Origin of the sequence: Streptomyces sp. Ag109_G2-15 (assembly GCF_900215565.1) — a bacterium.
Taxonomy (GTDB): Bacteria; Actinomycetota; Actinomycetes; order Streptomycetales; family Streptomycetaceae; genus Streptomyces; species Streptomyces diastatochromogenes.
This window is the reverse complement of the sequence record NZ_OCNI01000001.1, coordinates 7,768,782-7,789,499: the sequence shown is the minus strand read 5'-3', so window position 1 is coordinate 7,789,499 and position 20,718 is coordinate 7,768,782. Positions and strand designations below refer to the sequence as shown.

General features: G+C 68.7%; 23 protein-coding genes and 3 pseudogenes. 13 read left to right on the top strand and 13 right to left on the bottom strand.

From position 1 onward, the window contains the following. Positions 1-45: 45 nt before the first annotated feature. The 9 genes and pseudogenes from CRP49_RS35145 (at position 46) to CRP49_RS35110 (ending at position 7,747) form a co-directional block, all read left to right on the top strand. Positions 46-1,170: an NAD(P)/FAD-dependent oxidoreductase gene (locus tag CRP49_RS35145; RefSeq protein WP_097256960.1), complete on the top strand. Its 1,125-nt coding sequence runs from the start codon at positions 46-48 to the stop codon at positions 1,168-1,170. Between the two features lie 112 nt (positions 1,171-1,282). Beyond that, positions 1,283-1,477, top strand: a pseudogene (locus CRP49_RS49280) (hypothetical protein); the annotation flags it as partial. An 86-nt stretch (positions 1,478-1,563) separates the two neighbouring features. Then, positions 1,564-1,671 (top strand): hypothetical protein, encoded by a 108-nt coding sequence (locus CRP49_RS49275; protein WP_373560409.1) that lies wholly within the window; start codon positions 1,564-1,566, stop codon positions 1,669-1,671. A 144-nt stretch (positions 1,672-1,815) separates the two neighbouring features. Continuing rightward, a complete protein-coding gene (locus CRP49_RS35135; protein ID WP_097256959.1) occupies positions 1,816-2,436 on the top strand; it encodes a TetR/AcrR family transcriptional regulator in 621 nt (206 codons plus the stop codon). Positions 2,437-2,551: 115 nt separating this feature from the next. Continuing rightward, the gene (locus CRP49_RS35130) at positions 2,552-3,019 is read left to right on the top strand and encodes an ester cyclase (RefSeq protein ID WP_257033600.1); all 468 of its coding nucleotides are present in this window, start codon (positions 2,552-2,554) and stop codon (positions 3,017-3,019) included. A 160-nt stretch (positions 3,020-3,179) separates the two neighbouring features. Continuing rightward, the gene (locus tag CRP49_RS35125; RefSeq protein ID WP_097256958.1) at positions 3,180-3,947 is read left to right on the top strand and encodes a pirin-like bicupin family protein; all 768 of its coding nucleotides are present in this window, start codon (positions 3,180-3,182) and stop codon (positions 3,945-3,947) included. 295 nt (positions 3,948-4,242) lie between these two features. Beyond that, a complete protein-coding gene (locus tag CRP49_RS35120; RefSeq protein WP_097256957.1) occupies positions 4,243-5,310 on the top strand; it encodes an MBL fold metallo-hydrolase in 1,068 nt (355 codons plus the stop codon). Positions 5,311-6,030: 720 nt separating this feature from the next. Continuing rightward, a complete protein-coding gene (locus CRP49_RS35115) occupies positions 6,031-6,894 on the top strand; it encodes an LLM class flavin-dependent oxidoreductase (RefSeq protein ID WP_097256956.1) in 864 nt (287 codons plus the stop codon). Between the two features lie 436 nt (positions 6,895-7,330). Then, a complete protein-coding gene (locus CRP49_RS35110; protein ID WP_097256955.1) occupies positions 7,331-7,747 on the top strand; it encodes a hypothetical protein in 417 nt (138 codons plus the stop codon). Positions 7,748-7,884: 137 nt separating this feature from the next. Here the strand turns inward: CRP49_RS35110 and CRP49_RS35105 are convergent, their stop codons facing one another. Beyond that, positions 7,885-8,157, bottom strand: a complete 273-nt coding sequence (locus tag CRP49_RS35105) for a helix-turn-helix transcriptional regulator (RefSeq protein WP_179851850.1) — start codon at positions 8,155-8,157, stop codon at positions 7,885-7,887. A gap of 62 nt (positions 8,158-8,219) precedes the next feature. Between CRP49_RS35105 and CRP49_RS35100 the strand changes: the two genes are divergently transcribed. Next, positions 8,220-8,558 (top strand): fic family toxin-antitoxin system, toxin component, encoded by a 339-nt coding sequence (locus tag CRP49_RS35100; RefSeq protein WP_097257713.1) that lies wholly within the window; start codon positions 8,220-8,222, stop codon positions 8,556-8,558. Positions 8,559-8,570: 12 nt separating this feature from the next. On the opposite strand, the gene CRP49_RS35095 is transcribed toward CRP49_RS35100, so the two are convergent. The 3 genes from CRP49_RS35095 to CRP49_RS35085 form a co-directional block, all read right to left on the bottom strand. After that, on the bottom strand, positions 8,571-9,239 hold the full coding sequence (locus CRP49_RS35095; RefSeq protein WP_097257712.1) for an NUDIX hydrolase: 669 nt from the start codon (positions 9,237-9,239) through the stop codon (positions 8,571-8,573). A 315-nt stretch (positions 9,240-9,554) separates the two neighbouring features. After that, the gene (locus CRP49_RS35090; RefSeq protein ID WP_257033599.1) at positions 9,555-9,815 is read right to left on the bottom strand and encodes a DUF805 domain-containing protein; all 261 of its coding nucleotides are present in this window, start codon (positions 9,813-9,815) and stop codon (positions 9,555-9,557) included. A gap of 224 nt (positions 9,816-10,039) precedes the next feature. Continuing rightward, positions 10,040-10,714 (bottom strand): hypothetical protein, encoded by a 675-nt coding sequence (locus CRP49_RS35085; RefSeq protein ID WP_097256953.1) that lies wholly within the window; start codon positions 10,712-10,714, stop codon positions 10,040-10,042. Positions 10,715-10,978: 264 nt separating this feature from the next. Between CRP49_RS35085 and CRP49_RS35080 the strand changes: the two are divergent. Next, positions 10,979-11,163, top strand: a pseudogene (locus CRP49_RS35080) (transposase); the annotation flags it as partial. Here the strand turns inward: CRP49_RS35080 and CRP49_RS47075 are convergent. Beyond that, entirely contained in the window at positions 11,100-11,261 is a 162-nt protein-coding gene (locus tag CRP49_RS47075) for a hypothetical protein (RefSeq protein ID WP_179851442.1), read from the bottom strand. The pseudogene CRP49_RS35080 and the gene CRP49_RS47075 overlap by 64 nt on opposite strands. Positions 11,262-11,382: 121 nt before the next feature. Then, a complete protein-coding gene (locus tag CRP49_RS35070; RefSeq protein ID WP_097256952.1) occupies positions 11,383-11,796 on the bottom strand; it encodes a helix-turn-helix domain-containing protein in 414 nt (137 codons plus the stop codon). 100 nt (positions 11,797-11,896) lie between these two features. Here CRP49_RS35070 and CRP49_RS35065 point away from each other — a divergent pair, with 100 nt between their 5' ends. Then, the gene (locus CRP49_RS35065) at positions 11,897-12,838 is read left to right on the top strand and encodes an NADP-dependent oxidoreductase (RefSeq protein WP_097257711.1); all 942 of its coding nucleotides are present in this window, start codon (positions 11,897-11,899) and stop codon (positions 12,836-12,838) included. 832 nt (positions 12,839-13,670) lie between these two features. On the opposite strand, the gene CRP49_RS35055 is transcribed toward CRP49_RS35065, so the two are convergent. The 6 genes and pseudogenes from CRP49_RS35055 to CRP49_RS35030 form a co-directional block, all read right to left on the bottom strand. Continuing rightward, the gene (locus CRP49_RS35055) at positions 13,671-13,988 is read right to left on the bottom strand and encodes a CBS domain-containing protein (RefSeq protein ID WP_143670050.1); all 318 of its coding nucleotides are present in this window, start codon (positions 13,986-13,988) and stop codon (positions 13,671-13,673) included. Positions 13,989-14,440: 452 nt separating this feature from the next. After that, positions 14,441-14,923 carry a GNAT family N-acetyltransferase gene (locus tag CRP49_RS35050; protein ID WP_097257710.1) on the bottom strand — a complete coding sequence of 161 codons (483 nt, stop codon included), beginning with the start codon at positions 14,921-14,923 and terminating at the stop codon, positions 14,441-14,443. Between the two features lie 157 nt (positions 14,924-15,080). Next, the gene (locus tag CRP49_RS35045) at positions 15,081-15,257 is read right to left on the bottom strand and encodes a hypothetical protein (RefSeq protein ID WP_257033598.1); all 177 of its coding nucleotides are present in this window, start codon (positions 15,255-15,257) and stop codon (positions 15,081-15,083) included. Between the two features lie 170 nt (positions 15,258-15,427). Further along, positions 15,428-16,094 (bottom strand): annotated as a pseudogene (locus CRP49_RS35040) (class I SAM-dependent methyltransferase). 436 nt (positions 16,095-16,530) lie between these two features. Beyond that, complete coding sequence (locus CRP49_RS35035; RefSeq protein ID WP_097256949.1) at positions 16,531-16,848, bottom strand: MazG-like family protein; 318 nt, start codon at positions 16,846-16,848, stop codon at positions 16,531-16,533. Continuing rightward, the gene (locus CRP49_RS35030) at positions 16,845-18,764 is read right to left on the bottom strand and encodes an ABC transporter ATP-binding protein (RefSeq protein ID WP_257033597.1); all 1,920 of its coding nucleotides are present in this window, start codon (positions 18,762-18,764) and stop codon (positions 16,845-16,847) included. The genes CRP49_RS35035 and CRP49_RS35030 overlap by 4 nt, the downstream gene beginning before the upstream one ends. A gap of 426 nt (positions 18,765-19,190) precedes the next feature. Between CRP49_RS35030 and CRP49_RS47070 the strand changes: the two genes are divergently transcribed. Continuing rightward, positions 19,191-19,331, top strand: coding sequence for a hypothetical protein (locus tag CRP49_RS47070; protein ID WP_179851849.1), 141 nt, complete (start codon positions 19,191-19,193; stop codon positions 19,329-19,331). Positions 19,332-19,587: 256 nt separating this feature from the next. Here the strand turns inward: CRP49_RS47070 and CRP49_RS35025 are convergent, their stop codons facing one another. Next, entirely contained in the window at positions 19,588-20,703 is a 1,116-nt protein-coding gene (locus CRP49_RS35025) for an NAD(P)/FAD-dependent oxidoreductase (RefSeq protein ID WP_097256948.1), read from the bottom strand. Between the last annotated feature and the right edge of the window lie 15 nt (positions 20,704-20,718).

Sequence of the window (20,718 nt, the reverse complement as noted above, 5' to 3'; positions counted from 1 at the left end):
TGCCGGGCGCCCGTCCGGCAGGCGTACGACAGGCAAGGAGTCACCATGAGCAATGACATCACGATCATCGGTGCCGGACTCGGCGGCCTGACCCTCGCCCGCGTCCTGCACGTCCACGGAATCCCGGCCACGGTCTACGAGGCGGAGTCCTCCCCGAGGGCGCGGGCGCAGGGCGGGATGCTCGACATCCACGACTACAACGGCCAGCCGGCTCTCCAGGCGGCGGGCCTGATGGAGGAGTTCCGCGGCCTGATCCTGGAAGGCCGCGAGGCGACACGGTTCCTCGCACCGGACGGGACCGTTCTGGTCGACGTGCCCGACGACGGCACGGGCGAGCGCCCCGAGGTGCAGCGCGGCGAGCTACGGCAGATCCTGCTCGACTCGCTCCCGGCCGGCACCGTCCGGTGGGGGCACAAGGTCAGCAGTGCCCGTGCTCTGGGCGAGGGCCGCCACGAGGTGACCTTCGCCGACGGCGCCACCGTCGTCACGAGTCTGCTGGTCGGCGCGGACGGTGCATGGTCGCGGGTCCGGCCGCTGCTCTCCGACGCCACACCCGAGTACACCGGCAGGTCGTTCGTCGAGACCTACCTGTACGACGGCGACACCCGGCACCCGGCCACCGCGAAGGCGGTCGGCGACGGCTCGCTGTTCGCGCTCGCGCCGGGCAAAGGAATCCAGGCTCACCGGGAGCGAGGCGGAACCCTCCACACCTACGTGGCGCTCTCCAGGCCGCTGGAGTGGTTCACCGACATCGACTTCACCGACTCCGCCGCGGCAACCGCGCGGATCGCGCGGGAGTTCGACGGCTGGGCACCGGAGCTCACCGCACTGATCACCGACAGCGAGACCACGCCGGTCCTGCGCCCCCTCCACGCCCTGCCGATCGAGCACCGGTGGGACCGGGTGCCGGGGGTGACCCTGCTCGGCGACGCCGCCCACCTCGCGGCCCCGAACGGCGAAGGCGCCAACCTGGCCATGTACGACGGCGCCGAACTGGGCAAGGCCATCGCCGCGCACCGCGATGACATCGAGACCGCGCTGAGCGGATACGAGCAGGCCATGTTCCCCCGCAGCGCCGCAGCCGCCGCCGAAGGCGCCCAGCTCAACGACCTCCTCTTCGGCGACGACGCACCCCAGCGCCTGATCACCATGTTCGAGCAGGGCCAGTGAGCCGGCCGGTTGCTAGAGCAGGAGTGGGGGCTCCACTCCCCGCGGAGGGCACTCCCCCCTCGGGCTGCTGGGCCTGTCCGCCGCGTCGGTCGAGACGTTCTACCGTCGCGGGATGCTGCAGCAGTTGCTGACGGCGTCGGGCGTCAACGACTGTCCCGACGCGTCGAACGAGCCGGCGCCCCCTCGTCAGGTGGGCCACTTCGCGCTGGTCGGCCGCAACGCCCCCGAGCTTCGTCTTGAGGACGGCACCCGCCTGGGCGACCTGATGCGGGAAGGACGAGGCGTCGCCCTCGATTTCTCCACCGACCGCCGTCTGAACGACTCGGCGAGGGGCTGGGACAAGCGGATCCGCTACGTAGCCGGGCCGGCCCGCAAGACCTCGAACTCGGTGCCGTGCTTGTCCGACCTGACGGCATCGTCGCCTGGGCAGGCGACAGCGCCTTTGATCGTGAAGCGTTCGAGCGGGCAGCCGGCCACTGGTTCGGCAGTCCGGCGATCTAGGCAGCTACCCCGTTCCCTTCGCGCGTTGCCGTTGGTCTGGCATTCGGTGCGGGTGGCGAAAGGTGACCGCCGTGCACTGAAGCAGCTGTTTGACAATGAACTCAAGCGGCTGCTTGAGTTCATTCCGTGGTACGGGCGGAAAAGATGGATCTTCGTCGAGAGGCTGGTCAGCGCACACGGGACGGTCTGCTGACGGCCGCACTGGAGCTGCTCGCGCAACGGGGCCAGGAGGGCGTGACACTCCGCGAGATCACGGATCGCGCCGGAGCCAACGTCGCCGCGGTGAGTTACCACTTCGGGTCGCTGAAGGCGTTGTGCGACTCTGCGATCGAGCACGCGCTGGAACGGTATCTGGACGCGCAGATCCTGGCACTCGATTCCCTTGACTCCACTTCGACACTTCAGGACCTGGCGGCAGCGTTCGCCCGGCCCATGATGCGCGCGCTGGCGGCCGGTGGACAGGACCTGGCCGTGATGCGAACCGTGGCACGCGTCGGAATCGATCCGCCCCAGGGGTGGGGGCGGCTGGCCGGGAAGTTCGAGCAGACTCGGCGGGATGCCCTCCCGGTGCTGTCGTCGAGTCTTCCCGGAGTCGACGAGCAGGAACTGATCTTCCGTACGCGATGCGCAGCCGGCCTGCTGAACTGGCTCGCACTGGCACCCATCGGCGCCGAGCTGGCCGCCATGTCCGCCGAGCAGATCGAGCGGCAGCTGGTCCCCGTGGTGGCCGGGGCGTTCCACGGGTACCCCGCCATCGGCCGCTGACCAGGCCAAAGGCCGTCGGCACCAAAGAATTCAAACGATTGCTTGACAAGGTCTCCGACTGTCGGCATATATTAAAGCAATCATTTGATTAACTTCGCGGAAGTGGAGAGTAGCGATGGCTACCGACGCAGAAGCCGTGGTCCGGGCGGCGTACCACGCGGCGGAAGGCAGCGTCCTGGACGTCCAGGGGTTCAAGGACCTGTTCACCGAGGACGGCGTGTTCAACAACGTCGTCGCGGGCGAGAGCTACCGGGGTGAGCACCTGGGCGACCTGGTCGCCTACATGGGCCAGCTGGCGCCCGACATCCACCGGGAGCTGCACAGGTTCCACGTCATGGGCAACATCGTCACCGTCGAGCTGTCGATCAAGGGCACCGTCACCGGGCCCTTCGAGACGCCCGCCGGAGTCATCCAGCCGACCGGCGCCAAGCTCGACATCCCGACCGCCGACTTCTGGTACGTCGAAGACGGCAAGATCAAGGAGTTCAACTGCTACGTGGGCGTGAGCGTCATGCTCGCCCAGCTCGGCGTGCAGCCGGACTTCGCCTCCGCTGTCAAGGCATCGACGCCCTCGTCGAACTGACCACCCCGGCCGAGGAGGAGGAAGGAGTGCGTCCGCCCGACAGACGGACACCTCCCTCCTTCCGCCCCCTCACTCGGCCCGCAATCCGGGCCTGAGCGCACCGTGCCGCGCGACCCGGCGGTTCGCGGCGAATCCCGACCCGACTCGGAAGGGCATACCCGTGGGCACCACACCCGCACCGCGCATCGATGTCCGCCGCTCCGACGGCCGGTCGGAGACCCGTCTGACATGGCTTCGCGGCAGGCACTCGTTCTGGGTCGGCGGCCAGCCCTACGATCCGGGCAACACCCACCACGGCCTGCTGGTGGTCCACAACGAGGACACCATCCGGCCGGGCACTGGCTTCGACACCCATCCGCATCGGGACATGGAGATCGTCACCTGGGTTCTGGAGGGGGCGCTGGTACATCAGGACTCGGCCGGCAACTCCGGAGTCATCTATCCGGGGCTTGCCCAGCGGATGAGCGCCGGCACCGGGATCCTGCACTCGGAGAGGAACGACTCCCGGCGCCTCGGTCGAGAGCGCCACCCGAACCCCGTGCACCTGATCCAGATGTGGGTCGTACCCGACGAGACGGGCGTGACGCCCGGCTATGAACAGCTGGAAGTCGGCAACGACCTGCTGTCCGGCGGCCTGGTGACGGTCGCCTCGGGCATGGCCCGGCATCACGGCGATGCCGCCATCCGTATCCGGAACCGTCACGCGGCACTGCACGCGGCCCGGCTGGTGCCCGGCCGGCCGGTGCAGCTGCCCGAGGCTGCCTATCTGCACTTGTTCGTCACCCGCGGCTCGGTCGAGCTCGAAGGTACCGGCACGCTGAACTCGGGCGACGCGGTCCGCTTCACCGCCAGCGGCGGCCAGCGGATCAGTGTCTCCGCGCCCGCTGAAATTCTCGTCTGGGAGATGCACGCGGACCTCGCAATCTGACCCTGCGGGGGGCCGGGCACCGGCTCGCGCGGACCAGTGCGGCACGGCGGACGGTCCGCGTATCGCCACCGGAGTCAGGGCGGCGGCCTGTTTCAACCTCATCCCCACCTGCCCCGACGGGAGCGGGCCACGGGCCCGGCACGCCGCCACAGCATCCACGAGATCCCGGTGATGTCGCCTCACCTGGGCAGACGCGTGAGTCAGCCCAGGAGCGCGAACAGCCGCCCACTGCACGAACCGCTCTCGAACCATGCACGACCGGTCCGGCCCGACGTAGCGAAAGGCAGTTGAGACCATGTCCGTGTTCGACTCCCCCACCAGCCGCCGTTCCCTTCTCGCCCGTTCCGCGCAGGTCGCGGCCGTCCCCGCGATCGCGGCGCTCGGCAGCAGCGCTCTGATAACACCGGCCTCCGCCGACACCACCGGACTGCCGGACTACGCCCCGATCCCGCCCTCCGCGCTCGGCCCCGCCGTCAACGCGCAGGGCTACTACGTCGGGCGGATCGAGCGGAATCTGTACTGGGTCACCGACGGCACCTACCAGGCCGCCTTCTTGACGACGAAGGACGGCGTCGTACTGTTCGACGCACCCCCCACCATCGGCCGCAACCTGCAGCGCGCCATCGACGAGATCACCGGCGCCAACGGCGTGTCCAACAAAGTCACCCACATCGTGTACTCGCACCATCACGCCGACCACCTCGGCGGGTCGTCCCTCTTCGGCCGTGACGTGGAGCGCATCGGCCACGCCGAGACCCGACGCCTGCTGCTGCGCGACAACGATCCGGCCCGCCCCGTGCCCGACGTCACCTTCGAGCGCCGCAAGACTCTGCACATCGGCGGGGAACGTATCGAACTGGCCCACCTGGGTACCAACCACACGCCCGACAACGTCTACATCCACTTCCCGGACCACGACACGCTGATGCTGGTCGACATCAACCTGCCGGGCTGGGTGCCGTTCCAGAGCTTCAACCTCAACGAGGACGTCCCCGGCTCCATCGCCGCCCCGGCCAAGGCCCTGGCCTACCCGTGGAAGCACCACGTCGGCGGCCACATGGGCAGGCTCGGTACCCGTGACGACATGACCGTGTATCAGCAGTACATCACGGACCTCGTCGACGGCGTCAAGGCCGCGCTCACCAACGTCGACCCCACACCGTTCTTCGTCAAGTACGGCGACAACACGTGGGCCGCGGTGAAGGAGTACCAGTCGGCTCAGACCAAGTACGCCGCCGATCCGGTCATCAGGAAGTACACCGGCGTGCTTGCCGCAGCCGACGTCTACACCCAGAGCACCGCGTTCGTGATCCTCGAATCCATCCGCCTCGACCTCGGCATCGGCTCGCAGGTCCACGCCTGACGGGCCGCCACCTGCCGAGCGGGGCACGATCCCTGGCGACCTGGGTCTGTCTCTCGTCCGCGCCGGAGACCCGGGCGATCGCTGAGGACAGCTTCACGGCCGGTCGCGTCGCCTCCGCTGTCCGAGGTATCGCGGTTGACGGGATGCCGGGGCCGCCTTCGACCTTCTGCGGCCCGCGCTCGGGCAGGCGGCGGGCAGCTGGTCGCGATGACCTCCGTCGGCGCATGGACACCGAAGGTCGAGCCCAATGGACATGGCGGGGTCACCTGGACATGGCGGGGTCACCGAGGCCACGGCTCTCGAGGTCTCCGCAGGCACGCAGTGGGTCTCCTGACCTGTTCCGGAACTCGACCTTCACCTGCGGCAGCATCGAAATCGCGCTCTTCACGTCTCCCTGCGGCGATCGGAACGGCCGGGGTGAGACCCTGTTCTGCGACAGTCTGCTGTAGCCCGTCAACGGATCGGCTCCTGGCGGTAGCTGGAACGGCTGCTGGACGAGCCGGAGACACCGGTGGACGCTCACGCAGTTCCCCATTTCGTGGCCATAGCAGCTGTCGGACCGCGCGAGTGCGGCGGAGACCGACGGGTCCTGCCAGCCCAGCCGCGGTTCGGGAATCCCGATGGAACGCGCGTAGTCCTGCGCCTGTCAGCGGCCTGCCGTGAAGCCGCCTGTATCCGAATCCGATTGCCCCTCAGCGGCCGGCTGCGCATCCTGCTGGGATGCGCTTCTCCATCAACATCCCCAACTTTGGTGACTTCGCCGACCCCCGTAACGTCGCGACGGTGGCGGCTGCCGCCGAACAGGCCGGCTGGGACGGGCTCTTCGTCTGGGACCACGTACTGCACCGACAGCATCAGGGGCGTCCCTTCGGGGACCCCTGGATGCTCCTGACCGCCGCCGCGCTGGCGACCTCCCGGATCCGACTCGGCACCCTCCTGACGCCGGTCCCCCGTTACCGCCCGCAGCAACTAGCCCGCCAGGTGGCCACCCTGGACCACCTCAGCGGCGGCCGGGTGATCTTCGCCGCGGGCCTGGGCGGTCCGGTCGAGGACGAATACCGCAGTTTCGGCGACGCCGCCGAGCCACGCCTTCTCGCCGAGCGGCTGGACGAGGGAATGGAGCTGTTGAGGCGCTTCTGGTCCGGCGAGCCGGTGAACCACCACGGCCGGCACTACGAGGTCCGGGACGTGACGCTGCTGCCCGCCACCGTGCAGCGGCCCGGTCCGCCGGTGTGGATCGGCGGGTTCTGGCCGCGTCGTGCGCCCATGCGGCGGGCAGCGCGGTGGGACGGCGCGGTGCCGCTCTTCGAGACGGCCCGGCATGGCCATGTGCCGGATGTGGCGGAGGTACGGGATCTGGTCGGCTATATCTGCAAGCACCGTGCAGCCGGGGCCGAGCCCTCCTTCGAATTCGTGCTCGGCGGTGCCACGTCCCCGGACGCGGCGAAGGCCAGGGACGTGATCGGTCCGCTGCACGACGCCGGCGCCACCTGGTGGGACGAGCGACAGGTCCAGACCGGACCCGACCTGGACAGCCTGCACCCAGTGCTGCGCCGCATCGAGGCAGGGCCGCCGGTGATCTGATCGGCCGTTCGACGGTGTGCCGGATGCGGTTGGCATCCCCCTTGGGAATCGTGACCCCGAGGGTGGGGAGTCAGGTGACGTTGATCATTCAGATCGTGGGGAAATACGTGACCGCCGACAGCCGGAGTGTCGATGGGGCGTTCGTGGACGGTGGTGCAGGCCGCGGGCTTCTCGTGGTCCCAGCGTTGTCGGGCGTCACGACGGCGGGCCAAGCAGGCGGCGAAGTCGACGTCGCGGGCAACCAGACCTGCGGTGTTCGCGTCCTCGTCGCAGCAAGGAAGGCCACAGCGGCGACCGCAGCCCGTCGGAACTGCTCGGTGTGGAGGACAGGATGACAGTGATCTCCACCGGCGATCGCATGACGGCATACGGCTCCGCCGGTTTCGCTGTGCCTCCTACGGCAGGAAGCGGCACGAGAGGTGAAGGGACGAAGAACGTGACGACGTGGGGGCTGGTCATCGAAAGGACCGTCGGTGTTGGGGAACGCAAGCACACCGAGGCACACGTGGTGGCTCACATCACCGGACTGCGCGAGGAGGCACTCGCAGAGCTGGAACGGCGGGCGCGGAGCCACTCACCCGAGCACCCGAGAAGCCCCAAGCGCCGTCGGCTCCTGCGACAGAACGACGGATTCCTACTCGTCATCGACGGGGCGTGGCAGTCGTTCGTCACTCGGTTCACGGTGGCGGAGCTGCTGGAGGACTCTGACGCGCCCGCCGTCCCGGAACCTGTGGCGGAGGCACCGACCGTGCCTCATGCCGCACCCGCCGAGCCGGTGGAGCAACAAGTCGAGCGGTACCCGGACGGGGTGCCTGTCAGGCCGGCGTGGCTGGGGCGCGACGACCTGCCATGAGTACGTCCGCCGACGGCGCGAGGCATCAACGTCCTAGCTTCTACTGCTGCCGGATGACCTATAGCGCATGCTAGGTCGCCGTCCACCGGCCAGGACGGCGGGCGGCCTCATCCTGGCCGGGCCGGCAACCGAGGCACTCACCGACTGCCTTCGGCCAATGCGGCTGCAAGGAGTCCTGGGAAGCGGGCATCGAGATCGGCGCGGCGCAGAGCCATCAGACGAGCCTTTCCCACCCGACGGGTCTGGGTGATTCCGGCTTCGTGCAGGATCCGCCAATGGTTGGACAGCGTCGATCTGGGCACGCCCACGCCGTCCGGGCTGCATGCGCTCTCGCCGGCCTCGTGCGAGAGGACGTCGGCGGGCTGAGGCAGCGAGGCCTGGACGCCGCGCGACGCTTTCTCGATGATCATCAGGGCGTGTTCGAAGAGGCGGAAGAGGCAGACCGCCGCTCCCCCGAGGCGCACGCCGCGTGATGGAGCTGTACATCGACGTCCCCTGGATCCTGCAGGTTGCCGAGCTCGCGGGTGCTGGGGACCCCACCCCCGACGACTACGGGGTGCCGGTGGCAGCAGTCGCCTGCCACCGGGCCGAGCTGCTGGAGACCCCCGTCTACGACGGCCCCTGTGCCCGTGCCGCCGCGCTCGTGCACATCCTCGGCCGCTGCCGCTGGTTGGAGCGCTCCAACATGGCAGTAGCCGTAGCGACGGGCGTGATGTACCAGGAGGCCTCCGGCATCCCGGTCAAGCCCACCCGGGACGACGCCATCGCTCCACCTTCGCGGTCACGACTCCCCAGGGGACGGCGGATGTGAGCGGTGCTGGTCTCAGTCCCCGACGTGGCGGGGGCGTGTGGCACCGCGGACAGCCCGAGCAGGCTGTCCGCGATGCCTCCTGGTCCGGGCGTGTTGCAGCTTGCGGGTGAAGCGGTGCATGTGGGGGTCGAGCATCTCGGCCGGCTCATTGAGGACCTGCTCGTCGGTCAGCCACCGGATCGCGTTGAACTCGCCTTGGTCGTACGAGGTGATGGTGCGGGCGTCGGCATCGAGGAGATACCAGAGCGAGACGTCGGTGTGCGCGTTTTGCCCCCGCGTTCGGGTCACCGTGAGGAAGAGGGGATGCTCGCCGGTGATCGGTGATGCCACGGCCTCGATGCCCAGCTCCTCACGGCATTCGCGGACCACGGCGGCCCACGGGTCCTCACCCGGCTCGACGTGTCCTCCGGCCGGCAGCCACAGGCCCGCCTTGCGGTGCGCGACGAGCAGCAGCTGCCCGCGCGCGTGGTCGAGGACGACGAAGTAGCTCACCAAGTGCATGGCCGGAACATCCGGCTTGCGCACCCGGTAGACCGGGGCTCCGCCGGCGATCCACTGCGTGGCGGACTCCAGATGGGTGCGCTCCAGGTCGTCCCACGGTTCGATGGCACCGACCAGCTCGAGAAGGCGCGCACGCGGCTGATCGTCAGAAGCGGTGAGCGGGTGGCCAGTTGGGGTCATCTGTGCATGCTCGCAGGAGCCACTGACAACCGCGGCGGCGGTGCCGGACAGCTTTGCCGGCCGCCGCCCGCGGTGGAAGTGCCCGAGGATGCCCGCGCCAGCGGTCACCTCGCCCCTCAGCCGCCACTGGCCCGCAGATGCAAGGCAGTTGGTTCGCATGCACGCCGATGCGATCACCTGAGGAGCCCCACGGGCTGGGCCATGAGTGCCGAGGAGCCGCGTTCCCGGCGCCGCCTGGTGCCCGTGCACGTCTGAGGACGCCCGGACAACGTCGGCGGGCGACTTCGCAGGGCGGCGAATGCCGAAGGCGCGGCGTCACGCGAGCGCCCGGGCCTCCTTCGGGTTCGGGCCGTACTTGTTCGCGCCCGCCTTGCTGCCCGCGGAGCAGAGGACCAACAGGACAATGGCGCCGATCGTCGGGACGAGATGGATGAAGATCCCCCAGCCGGAGCGGCCCGTGTCATGCAGTCGGCGGACCGCGACGCCCCAGGTCGGCAGCAGGAGTACGAGCACGGCAATGCCGACGCCGGAGAGTAGGGCCGACGAGTGGGTCGCGACGCCGATGCCGCCCAGCACCCCGTATTGCGCCGCTGGGCGTGGGAGGTTGGCCAGTTGCGTGCAACCGACGTAATGGCGATCAGACTGCGGCGGCGTCCTCGATGGCGAGCGGTGATCGAGAGCTGTGAATTGGTCTGAAGGAAGGGCGTGCCTCCCCGATGGATCGACGGGGCTCGAACAAGCGGCCCCGGCTGCCTCGCGGGTATACGGACCGCGAGGCAGCCAGGCGCGCGATCGGTGGATCAGCCTTGGACGACGAACGTCTTGGCCCTACCGGAGCTGCTGGAGCAGGACTGCTTCTCCTTCGCGGTCATCTTCCGGGACTTGACGACCACCGCGTTGCTTTGGCCGTCCGTCCCGTTAGGGGCAGGCCCCGTGATGATGTCGGGGACGAACCAGAAGTAGTGGCCCCACTTCCTGTCGTCGTAGTGGGTCTGCCATGTGCCGGAGATGGTCTGCATCACCTGCGCACGGGAGATCCAGCCGACTTCACCGGGTTTCACCGTCATGTTGACGGAGCTGGTCTCCGAGTGCGTGCTCGACCAGGTGTGGCTGTAGGTCGCCGTCACGCTGAGATCGATGATGTCCGCGATCTTGCCGCCGACGGTCACGGACACGCCCGCCGAGTCCGTGGAACCGACCGTGTCGGACCAGGTCATCGACTGGGTGGCAGGCGAGGTGCTGCAGTTGTAGAGCGAATCGGAGACCCGGTGGAAGTCTCCGAGGTACGCCTCGCCCAACTGGGGGTCGTTGAAGGTGCACTTGCCTGCGCCCGAGTCGCAGTCGGCTATGAGCTGTGCCCGGGTGGGCTGGTCATCGGCCGAGGCCGGGGCGGCTATCGCCGCGACCATGCCCAGGGCAGCCGCCGAGAGCGCCAGCATGTGTCCGCCGTAGCGCATCCTGCGGTTGTTCGCCATACATGTGCCTTTCGCTGTGCATGAGGGGGGTCGGCGATCGCAGGAAGAGTGACTGAAGTTACCGCGATCACCGCCTGTTGCGATCCAGGAGACGCAACAACTGACCTATCTACACCACCAGTTGATGAAATCCCAGCCGTGGGCGGCCTTCTGCCTGTAACAACGGCTAACACAATGGGGTGGATCAGCTGGTGGCCGTGTCGGGACGGTAGTTGAGCGTTCGGCTTCGGTGTGGGGGCGTCACCGTGACTCGCGTCGGATGAACTGTCGGATCGCCTAGAGCCGCTGTTGCCGCAGCGCAAGCGGCGCTTTCGCTATCCGGGCCGCAAGCCGCTGCCGGATCGGGGGTGCTGTGCGGGATTCTGTACGTGCTGCACACGGGCGTTCAGTGGGAGTACCTGCCCGAGGACCTGGGCTTCGGCTCGGGCATGACCTGCTGGAGGCTCTTGCCCAGCCACGGAGCGGGGTCGTCGGCGTTGCAGAAGTCGTCGAACAGCACGTTGACCACGTAGTCCGGGTCCTCGACCTCGTCCGGCTGCAGCCACACGTCGCGTTGCCATGAGGGACTCGCCAGAGCGAGAACCGCCGGTTGTGCCCGGTTGTGGCGCAGGGTGAACAAGCCGGTCTGGGTCTCGATGACCAGTCCGAAGCTGCCCAGCCGGAGGCGATCAGGCCGTGACTGGCTGTACCTCCTGGGCGACCCGCGCGTCGTAGGCGTCGCGGGCATCCAGGACGGAATTGATGTTCTCCTCCGACCAGGCGCGGATCGCGTGCATCAGCGCGGTGACGCTCTCGCCCAGCCCGGTGGCCGCGTATTCGACCTTGGGTGGAATGGTCGGGTAGACCGTGCGAGTGACCAGGCCGTCCCGCTCCAGGGTGCGCAGGGTCTGGGTGAGCATCTTCTGGGTGATGCCGTCCAGTCGGCGCCGCAGCTCGCCGAAGCGCATCGGGCCGCCGGACAGTGCACCCATGACCAGCATGGTCCACTTGTTGGCGAGTACGTCCAGGATCTGGCGCGAGGGACAGGCAGCCAGATAGGCATCCGCGCCGCCGTAGAAGCGCAGGTTGTCAGTAGTACCCATGAGGTACCTATATACCTTTGAGGTGCCTTCTGTTCAACGGTTACCGGCCCGCCGAGGATAGGGACATCCCAAGCGACTCTCCGAACAGGAGTGCATGACCATGCGCGCGATCACCCAGAAGACCTTCGGCGGCCCCGAGGTGCTGGAGCTCGTCGACGACGCCCCCAAGCCGGCCCCCGGACCGACGCAGGTGCTGGTCCGAGTCAGGGCGACCAGCGTCAACCCCGTGGAACTGTTCGTCCGCTCCGGTGCCTTCCCGTTGCTGGGCGAGCCGCCTTTCGTCCTGGGCTGGGACATCTCCGGGGTGGTCGAGCAGGTCGATCCGGGTGTGCACCGGTTCAAGGTCGGAGACGAGGTCTACGGGATGCCGTACTTCCCGGCCGCGGCCGGGGCGAACGCCGAGTACCTGGTCGCCCCCGCGCGGCAGCTGGCTCGCAAGCCCGCAGGAATCAGCCACGAGGAGGCCGCGGCGCTGCCGCTGGTCGGCCTGACCGCATGGCACGCACTGGTGGAGATCGCACAGCTGCGGCCAGGGCAACGGGTACTGATCCACGGTGCGGGCGGCGGGCTCGGGCACATCGCGGTGCAGCTGGCCAAGCACCTCGGCGCGGAAGTGGTGGGCACGGCGAGCGCGGGCAAGCACGACTTCCTGCGCGGGTTGGGTGCGGACCAGCTGATCGACTACCGGACCCAGGACTACGCCGAGGTGCTCCAGGACACGCCGGTGGACGTGGTGTTGGAGACCCTGGGCAGCGGGAACGCCGAGCGTTCCTTCGGCGTGCTGCGGCAGGGCGGCGTGCTGGTGACGGCGGTGGAGCGGACCAGCACCACCCTGCCGGAGCTTGCGGAGCAGTCCGGCGTACGCTTCGCAGCGGTCGGCGTGGAGCCGGACCCCGCCGGCCTGGAGGCACTGACCGAGCTGGTCGAGGCGGGGAAGCTGCGGGTGCACTTGCAGCAGGTCTTCCCACTGGAGAAGTTGGCAGAAGCGCACGAGGTGCTGGCTGCAGGCGGCGTGCAGGGCAAGCTTGCGATCACGGTCTGAACGGACCGCGTGAGGCGTGATCAGGCTGCGGCGTCCTCCCGCCGCTCGTCGAGGAGCCTGCGATCGAGGCTGGGGCCACTGACCGGGAGCCGGCCCCGGCTTCGATCAGGTCAGCGGCTGCGAGCCGGAATTGCCATCCAGGAGCACGAGACGGATGTACAGGTGCACGTGTGGCCGGGGGTTCCGGCAGAGCGCGTTGGAGGCGAGCTGCTGGGGCAGGTCGCCCTGTTCTCCAAGTCCGGCCGTATCCCGGTGCACTCCACGATGGGAGGGCCGGAAGGGCAGTGGCTGGAGCTGGAGGGGCCGGGGCTGTACGGGGTGCGCGCTTACCGCTTCGGGGAGGCCCGGCCGCGCAGGCACGGCGGGATGAGGCGGTCAGGCGGATCGGCGACAGCGACAGCGACAGCGAGGACATCGAGATGCCCACCGACCTGGAGTCGTACGTGATCGACATGTGGCCCTAGCCCCGGGCAGAAGCGCCCGGTTCGCCAGAGACGACCCCGACGGGGGTACGGGGTCGGGCGGCCGGAGAATCGCACCCGCGCCACCCGACCCCTCACACACCGGTCGTGATCGCCAGTGCGGCAACGTGATACGCCCTCGCCATCGAGATCAGCTGGTGACCAAACAGCGATTGGCGTGCCGTTGTAGCGGAGCGTATGGCGCGCGCCCACGCACCACCAGCCGGTCAGATCCATCAGCACCTCGCAGTGCGGATCCTCTTCAGCCGACCTCATGTACTGCTCTTCTCCCAGCAGGGAGGGAATCGAACCGTCAGTGGACCGGTCAGACCGATGTCCACCCCTCCGGGAGGCGACGCCCCGCCAGGGCATCACACGAAATCGGCAGCCGACTCCATCCTCAGCAGGGCGTCCCTCCATTCCGCCCCGGAAAGCTGCATGGCCGCCCGGCGCAAGTCGAGGGGGTGACCTGCGGCAAGCGATGCGGCGATCTCCAGCACGGTCAGATGGGGCCCCATGGTGCCGGGCTCTCGGCGATGGTCGTCCAGCAGTTCGGGCGTCCGCAGCAGTTCCAGGACACCTGCCCAGTTCACCGCGGTCGGGCGGTCGGGCGGCTCCACGGCGCCCAGCGCGGGCTCCTCGATGAACCGGCGCAGCCAGTAGCCGCCACGGAAGGAGGCGAGGACCACCGTCGCCCTCCTCCTCTGGTGATTACCCACTGACTCCACAAGCTGACGTGCCAGGACCGCCGCCTGGGGGGCTTGCAGGACAGACAGCTCGTCGGCATGATCGATAGTCATGCCGCCACTATGCGGCGGCTGCAGACAGGGGCTCCGTGCGGCGCCACCCTCTGTCACACGAACAGACCAGGCCGCTTTGGTCATGGACTCATGCCATTGCTGCGGCAGTGACCAACCAGGGCCGAGTCGCATTGCCCGGCCGGGCGGGGTGCTGGCGAGCGCGGCTCAGTCACTGCTCCGCGGGATCCTCCTCGGAGCGCCGGACCGCCTTCTTCACCGCCTGCTCCGACGTTCAGCCCATCCCGGAACGGATCAGACCAAGCGCAGAGAATGACGGTGGCAGCGGCGAGACGGCCGCCGCACGAGTCGTGAGTCGGCCGTCGACCAGGTGAGACCGACGTCTACAGCGCAATGTCCAAGGTCACTGACTTGGACGCGAAGCCGTTGCGCTCGTAGAAACGGATGGCCTCGGTGTTGCTCGAGTACGCCGTCACCTCCGCCGCCTGTGCTCCCTTTTCCTTCGCCCAAGCCGTGAACTCACCGATCAGGCGCCCACCGATCTGTTCCCGGCGATAGGAGGGCTGCACATACATGCTCACCAGCGACGCCACCCTCACCGGCTTCATCGCGGTCCCCTCCGCCACGACACCGGTGAGATGGCCGACGACCTCGCCATCCCGGTCGGCAACGAGCAGCAGCCGGTCCGGATCGTCGATCCCGGCGGTAAAACGCTGCGGTCCGTGCTCGCGCGGCCAGTCGACGTTGATGCTCGGATCACGAGTCCCTGCGTCCTCGGCAAACAGGGCACGACTGCACGCCACAAGACTGTCGACGTCCGCATGCTCTGCCTTGCGGACAACCACCACATGCCGTTGATCACTCATGGTCTCGACGCTATCGGCTGCCACTGACACCTTGGCGCCGCCTCACGTGCTCCCGACACGGGGCCGATCCGCGGCGCCTCTTCAAGGCGTCCAGGCAGCGCGAGATCTTGACCACTGGGGACGCTGGAAACCGACATGCTGGAGCCGCTGAACGACGTCACAACTCGGTCGCGGTGCCGTACAGGTCCGTGATGTCGTCGATCCAGGCGTCGACCTCGTCGCCGCCGGAGAACTCCGAGACCTCGTGGAAGTCGCCGCCGGCCCCGAAGGACCGGCCCGCGCCGCCGTACAGGACGACACAGCGGATCCGGTCGTCGCCGTCGAGGTCGGTCATCTAGCAGCGCGCCGCATTTTGCTCGGCGGCGCTCCAGGGCGGTCGTCACGCGACGTCGTTCAGTTCGGTCTGCTGACGGCAGCCGGGGCACAAGGGGGTGTCCGAGCCCTCGACGTCGGCCTCCAAGGGCCACGGGCGCTGCAGCCACGCGGGGAGCAGACGAGCAGAGATCAGGGGCCGGCTTCTGCGCGGACGATCAGCGTGCCGATGTGTCCGGGCTTGGGAGCCTCGAGGGTTCGGGCTTCGGTGGCCGTGAATCCGGCGCGGGTGAGGAAGCGTTCTCAGACTGCTGGGCGGTAGCTGTACCGGTAGGTGAACATCGCCTTGCCGGCGAATCCGCCCTTGTCCATGCCCTGCGGGCCGTACGCGTTCGGGATCGCCGGCGGCTGGGAGAAGACGAACACGCCTCCCGGGTTGAGTCGAGCCCGCACGAGCGGGAACAGACGGCTCGGGTCGGCGAACCAGGCGGCCCCGCAGATCGAGTAGACCGCGTCGAACACGCCCTCACCGGCGGGCAGCCACTCCAGGACCTCCCCCACATGCGAACGTGGCACAGGTGTCCGCCACCGTTCGCTGGTCTACTTCACCATGACCGGAGAGAGGTCCACGTCGTGCGCCTCAATGCCCTGCTGTGCCAGGAACGCGAGTTTCCGGCCGGTGCCGCAGCCGATCTCCAGGACGCGCTGCGGGCTGCCGAGCATTTCGGGCCCGCGTCCGTGCCCGGCGTACTGGGTCCAGCAGAACGTGGGCTCGGCGTCTCCTTGAACGCGGACTCGGGGACTCGGCTCAGGCGTCCCACAGCTCGGTCTCGGCGGCGATGTCGTGCGGTACGGGCACAGCGTGTTCCTCAGGGTCTCGGGCTGGTACGCGGGCAACCCCCGCCCTCCGGGGGAAGGTGAGGACGGGGGCGACCGTAGCGGGGTCAGTGGCTGTCGGGGACCTCGTCGTCGTACGGGGAGCAGTCCGCGCCGTCGATGGCCCGTCGTGTGACCGCCGTATCGCAGCTCGCGATACCCGGCACCCCGGCGTCGCCCGGACCATGGACCGCAAAGGCGGGCGGTCCCGAGCCGGATTCCTGGTGTTCGCCCCGGCCAGATGCAACACGTACCGCTGGCTTCGGCCGCCGTGGCGCAAGAGTCGATGCTCCAGGCCGACGACGAGCATCAGGACCATGAGCCAAAACAAGGCGCGCTGTTCCGAGCTGCGGCCGCACAAGAACTCGGCCCGGGCACCACTCCTGGGGAGGGGGCGGTGCCGGGCCGTGCTCGTCGGGTCAGAGGAACTTGGCGGCCTTCTCCTTCAGCTGGGCGGCGAAGTAGTCGGCAGCATCGGGACGCATCCTGGCAAGCGCGACGAGGCCGGTGATCGCGGTGTCCGCGACCTCGGCGTGGACGTCGTCCCAAGTGTGCGAGTTGCCCTTGCGCGGGTTGGTGCCCTTGGCCCCGATGACGGCCTGCGCGGCTTCGCCGGTCTCCTCGGCAATCTTCAGGACCTGGAGAATCCAGCTGTCTTCCGGAGTGAGGCCCTGCTCGCGGTCGGCGGTGTCGAGCCGGTGGGCGAGTGCGGTGATGGTGAGCCACGGGTCGGTCATGGCGCGGTGGTCTCCTCGCTGTGGCTGCGCTGGTTGGGCACGCCTCGGTCGTTTTGCAGGTCCCACAGCTCGCGGAACAGGCCTGGGGCGGCGACGAGCTGGGCGAAGGTGCCTTCCTGGATGATCCGGCCGTGGTCGAGTACGACGATGCGGTCTGCCACGGCGACGTTGGCGAGGCGGTGGGTAACGAGGACGACGGCCCGGTTGCGGGCGATGTCGCGCAGGCCGGCGAAGATGCGGTGTTCGGCGCGGGCGTCGAGAGCGCTGGTGGGTTCGTCCATGACAAGGAGGCCGGCGGGCCGGAAAAAGGCGCGGGCGATGGCCATGCGCTGCCACTGCCCGCCGGAGAGTTCGACGCCGCCGTACCATTCGCGGGCGAGGAGCGTGTCCAGGCCACTGCGGAGTTCGGCAACGACTTCGTGGGCGCCGGACCGCACCGCTGCTTCCTCCACGGCCTGGTCGCCGCCGTCGTGGGGCTGGCCGAGGGTGATGTTCTCGCGCGTGGACAGCGGCCAGTGCGCGAACGACTGCGGTACCACGGCGGTCTGCTTCCACAGGTGCTTCGGGTCGAAGTCTGCGATGTCACTTCCGTCCCAGGTGACGGTGCCTTCGCTGGGCAGGTAGAGGCCGGTGAGCAGCTTGGACAGGGTGGTCTTCCCCGATCCGTTCTCGCCGACCAGGGCGAGGACTTCACCCCGCCGTACCTCCACGGTGACCTTCTCCAGGGCCGGCCGGCCGGAGCCGGGATAACGGAAGGTCAGCCCGTCCGCGCGCACGACTTCGGGCCCGTCGGGGGTGCGGCTTCCTCGGTTCATGCGGTGTCCGCCGGCTTCCTCGATGAACTCCACCCAGTCATCCACGTACAGGCCGGTACGGAACAGCTGGGTGTCGTAGCCGACCATGCCGCGCAGCGAGGAGCCGACGGTGCGCAGCGCGAACACGGCGGTTCCGGCTGAGGCGACGGTCATGTGGCCGAGGGCCAGGAGCAGGCAGAGGGCGGCCCATACGCCGGCGGAGGCGAGTCCGCCGGCGAAGGCGCCGATCAGGGAGTAGCGGGCTCCCTGGTTGACGGCCCTGTCGGTAACGGCGTCGACGCGGGCGCCGATCGCCCGGTAGCGGGAGAGCAGGAAGTCGGCCATGGTGCCGGCGCGGAGTTGGTCGGCGATGTCCTTGTCCACGATGTACCAGCGCAGCAGACCTAGGGTGCGGCGTTCGGCGGCCATGGCCCGGCTGGTCTCGTACTGGATACGTGCGCCTTTCATGCTGGCGATGGCCTGCGGGAGCACGGCGATCAGCAGCAGGGGCAGCAGGACGGGGTGGAGGACAGTGAGCACCCCAGCCGCCGCGATGATGGAGGCCAGGCAGGACATGAGCTGCTGGGACTCGGTGATGAGGTCCTGGGCGACGTCGGCACCCCGGTCGGCGTTGTCCCACTTGTCGTTGAAGCCGGGATGGTCGTAGGCGGCGAGTTCGGCGTGTACGGCCGCGTTCAGCATTTCCAGTTCCGCCTCACGGGAGATCCGCGGTGACAGGCGGCTGGAGACGTTGACGATGGCGATGCCGAGCAGGGCTCGCGCCCCGGCCGCTACGGCGAGGACGCTGATCGCGGGCAGGGCGTCGGTGAGCCGGTCCTGGATGTGGCCGGAGGCGATCAGGGCGGTGATGGTGCTGGTGGTGGCGACCAGGCCGAACGCTTCCAGGATCGCGGAGACGGCCTGACAGGCGAGGAGAACGATGATCGCGGTCCGGTCCACCCGCCAGCCCAGCTTCAGTGCGCGTTTGACGAGCTGGGGAAGGCGGCGGGTCATGGACCAGGTGGTGACCTGGTTCCGCTGGAACACGGACAGGGTGGGCGACTGGAACCGAAGTTCCTCGGCGGGCGTGGCGGGTTTGTCTGAGTCGGTATCGGTACTCAAATGCGGCCTCTCTCACGGGTGTTCGGACTGGAAGAGTGCCGTGCAGATGAGTGCGCGGCCGGGGCGACAGGCGGCTTGCACTCGAATGTGTGAACGCATCGCAGAAGCATCCGGCCGGAGCGAAGACGCTCCCGTGCGCCGGTGTTTTGCTGCGAGACGGCTGAAGCCCCCTGTCGTGCAAGGGGCTTCTCATGTCGTGTGGCCGGCTCGGTGCCTATGGGCAACCCGGGTCTGCGGGCTCCCGGGGAGTACGTCGACTGCTACGGCCGACCCCTGTAGGGGACATTTGAGGCCCCCCGCACCCGGTACGGGGGGGCAGGCTGGTACAACACCACCTACCGGATCACCGGGGACGGCCTCGGAGAGCCGGTCATCCTGCGCGTCGGCCCGGCCCCGGAGCGCCAGTTCGTCTCCGAGCGCGAGCTGATGGGCAACGAGTACGCCCCCGTGCCCTACCTCGCGCCCCTCCCGGACCTCATTCCGCGCGTGTTGTTCGCCGACTGGTCGCTGGAAATCATCGGCGGGGAGTGGATGGTGCAGAGCCACCTCGGCGGCGCCCGCTCCTGACCGCCTCGGCGACTACTCCCGCACTCTCTGGCCGGGCTTCTTCGCCCGGCTCGGCACAATCGCGCAGGACGTCCACGCCGTACGAGGACCGCACCTCGACCCCGTCGCCGGGCCCGGCCACCCCACCTGGAGTGAAGCCGTGCTCGCCTCCCTGCACACCATCTTCGACGACGTCACCCGCGTCGGCCTGGACGCCGCGGACATGCGCAAGGCCGCCGACGTCGGGTGTCCTGTTCCGGGGACACGGCCCCTCCATTCAGCCAGGTTGGAAGAATGCGAGCATTTTCTGGCCGGCGTCCGGCGAGGCCAGGATTTCCTGGACGTGCGCGGACTGCCGGCCGGCAGCGCTGGTGCGTTCGAACATCTCGAGTTCGTATTCTTTGACGGCGGCGGGAAAGTCGTCGGGGTGCGCGGCCAGCGCGAGGCCGAGCAGGGCGCCGTCGAGCAGTGCCATGTTGGCGCCCTGCCCCACCGGCGGCATGAGGTGCGCGGCATCGCCGAGCAGCGTGATGTCTGGCGTCGACGGCCAGGTCAGGCCGACCGGGAGAGTGGTGATCGACCGCGGCAGGATCGTGTCGTCGCAGGCTGCGATCAGTGCGGTGAACCGTGCGTCCCAGCCGGTGAACAGGTCGATCAGCCGCACCCGGGCGGCGGCCGGATCGCCGAACGGGATCCCACTGGTCGCGAACCAGTCCTCGGCGGTGTTGTAGAAGCTGAGGTAGATGCGTACGCGGCCGTCGCCGTTCCGCTGCGCCGACAGGGATTGTCCGTTGCCGAGCACCCAGTAGTTGCCGCGACCGACCATCGCCGCAAGGTCGGGGTGGGTGTGGTCGATGTCGGGAATACCGAGCTCGACGACGTTTTGCCCGGTGTGCGCTGGTCGGGCGTCGGTGAGCAGTGCGCGGACCCGGGAGTCCGCGCCGTCGGCGCCGACCAGCAGGTCATACGTCGCACTGCTGCCGTCGGCGAAGTGCAGCAGGCCGTTGTCGGCAGATTCGAACGCGCGCCCCCAGCGCACCGCGTGTTCGGGGAGAGAGTCCAGCAGCAGGTTGCGCAGATCGGCACGGTCGACCTCAGGTCGCTCGAGCGGGGCGTCGTCGGGGGTATCCTCCTGCAGCAGCAGGGTGCCGTCCGGCTCGAGAAGTCGCAGGTCCTGGCCTTGACGACGGGCAATCGCGTGGAACTGGCCGATCAGGCCGGCCTCGCGCATCGCCCGCTGCCCGGTCCCGGAGTGCAGATCAAGCATGCCGCCCTGACCGCGTGCGCCGCGCGATGATTCCCGTTCGTACACGACGGCGTCGATGCCGTTCACGTGCAGCACACGGGCGAGGGCCAGGCCGCCCAGTCCGGCTCCGACGATGGTGATGGTCATGGTTGCCTCCGATTC

What these genes read in the sequence shown, in the direction of transcription:
- CRP49_RS35145 (WP_097256960.1), top strand. Translation starts at nt 46, where the DNA reads ATGAGCAATGACATCACGATCATCGGTGCCGGACTCGGCGGCCTGACC.
- CRP49_RS35135 (WP_097256959.1), top strand. Translation starts at nt 1,816, where the DNA reads ATGGATCTTCGTCGAGAGGCTGGTCAGCGCACACGGGACGGTCTGCTG.
- CRP49_RS35130 (WP_257033600.1), top strand. Translation starts at nt 2,552, where the DNA reads ATGGCTACCGACGCAGAAGCCGTGGTCCGGGCGGCGTACCACGCGGCG.
- CRP49_RS35120 (WP_097256957.1), top strand. Translation starts at nt 4,243, where the DNA reads ATGTCCGTGTTCGACTCCCCCACCAGCCGCCGTTCCCTTCTCGCCCGT.
- CRP49_RS35115 (WP_097256956.1), top strand. Translation starts at nt 6,031, where the DNA reads ATGCGCTTCTCCATCAACATCCCCAACTTTGGTGACTTCGCCGACCCC.
- CRP49_RS35105 (WP_179851850.1), bottom strand. Translation starts at nt 8,157, where the DNA reads ATGATCATCGAGAAAGCGTCGCGCGGCGTCCAGGCCTCGCTGCCTCAG.
- CRP49_RS35100 (WP_097257713.1), top strand. Translation starts at nt 8,220, where the DNA reads ATGGAGCTGTACATCGACGTCCCCTGGATCCTGCAGGTTGCCGAGCTC.
- CRP49_RS35095 (WP_097257712.1), bottom strand. Translation starts at nt 9,239, where the DNA reads ATGACCCCAACTGGCCACCCGCTCACCGCTTCTGACGATCAGCCGCGT.
- CRP49_RS35085 (WP_097256953.1), bottom strand. Translation starts at nt 10,714, where the DNA reads ATGGCGAACAACCGCAGGATGCGCTACGGCGGACACATGCTGGCGCTC.
- CRP49_RS35070 (WP_097256952.1), bottom strand. Translation starts at nt 11,796, where the DNA reads ATGGGTACTACTGACAACCTGCGCTTCTACGGCGGCGCGGATGCCTAT.
- CRP49_RS35065 (WP_097257711.1), top strand. Translation starts at nt 11,897, where the DNA reads ATGCGCGCGATCACCCAGAAGACCTTCGGCGGCCCCGAGGTGCTGGAG.
- CRP49_RS35050 (WP_097257710.1), bottom strand. Translation starts at nt 14,923, where the DNA reads ATGAGTGATCAACGGCATGTGGTGGTTGTCCGCAAGGCAGAGCATGCG.
- CRP49_RS35045 (WP_257033598.1), bottom strand. Translation starts at nt 15,257, where the DNA reads ATGACCGACCTCGACGGCGACGACCGGATCCGCTGTGTCGTCCTGTAC.
- CRP49_RS35035 (WP_097256949.1), bottom strand. Translation starts at nt 16,848, where the DNA reads ATGACCGACCCGTGGCTCACCATCACCGCACTCGCCCACCGGCTCGAC.
- CRP49_RS47070 (WP_179851849.1), top strand. Translation starts at nt 19,191, where the DNA reads ATGGGCAACGAGTACGCCCCCGTGCCCTACCTCGCGCCCCTCCCGGAC.
- CRP49_RS35025 (WP_097256948.1), bottom strand. Translation starts at nt 20,703, where the DNA reads ATGACCATCACCATCGTCGGAGCCGGACTGGGCGGCCTGGCCCTCGCC.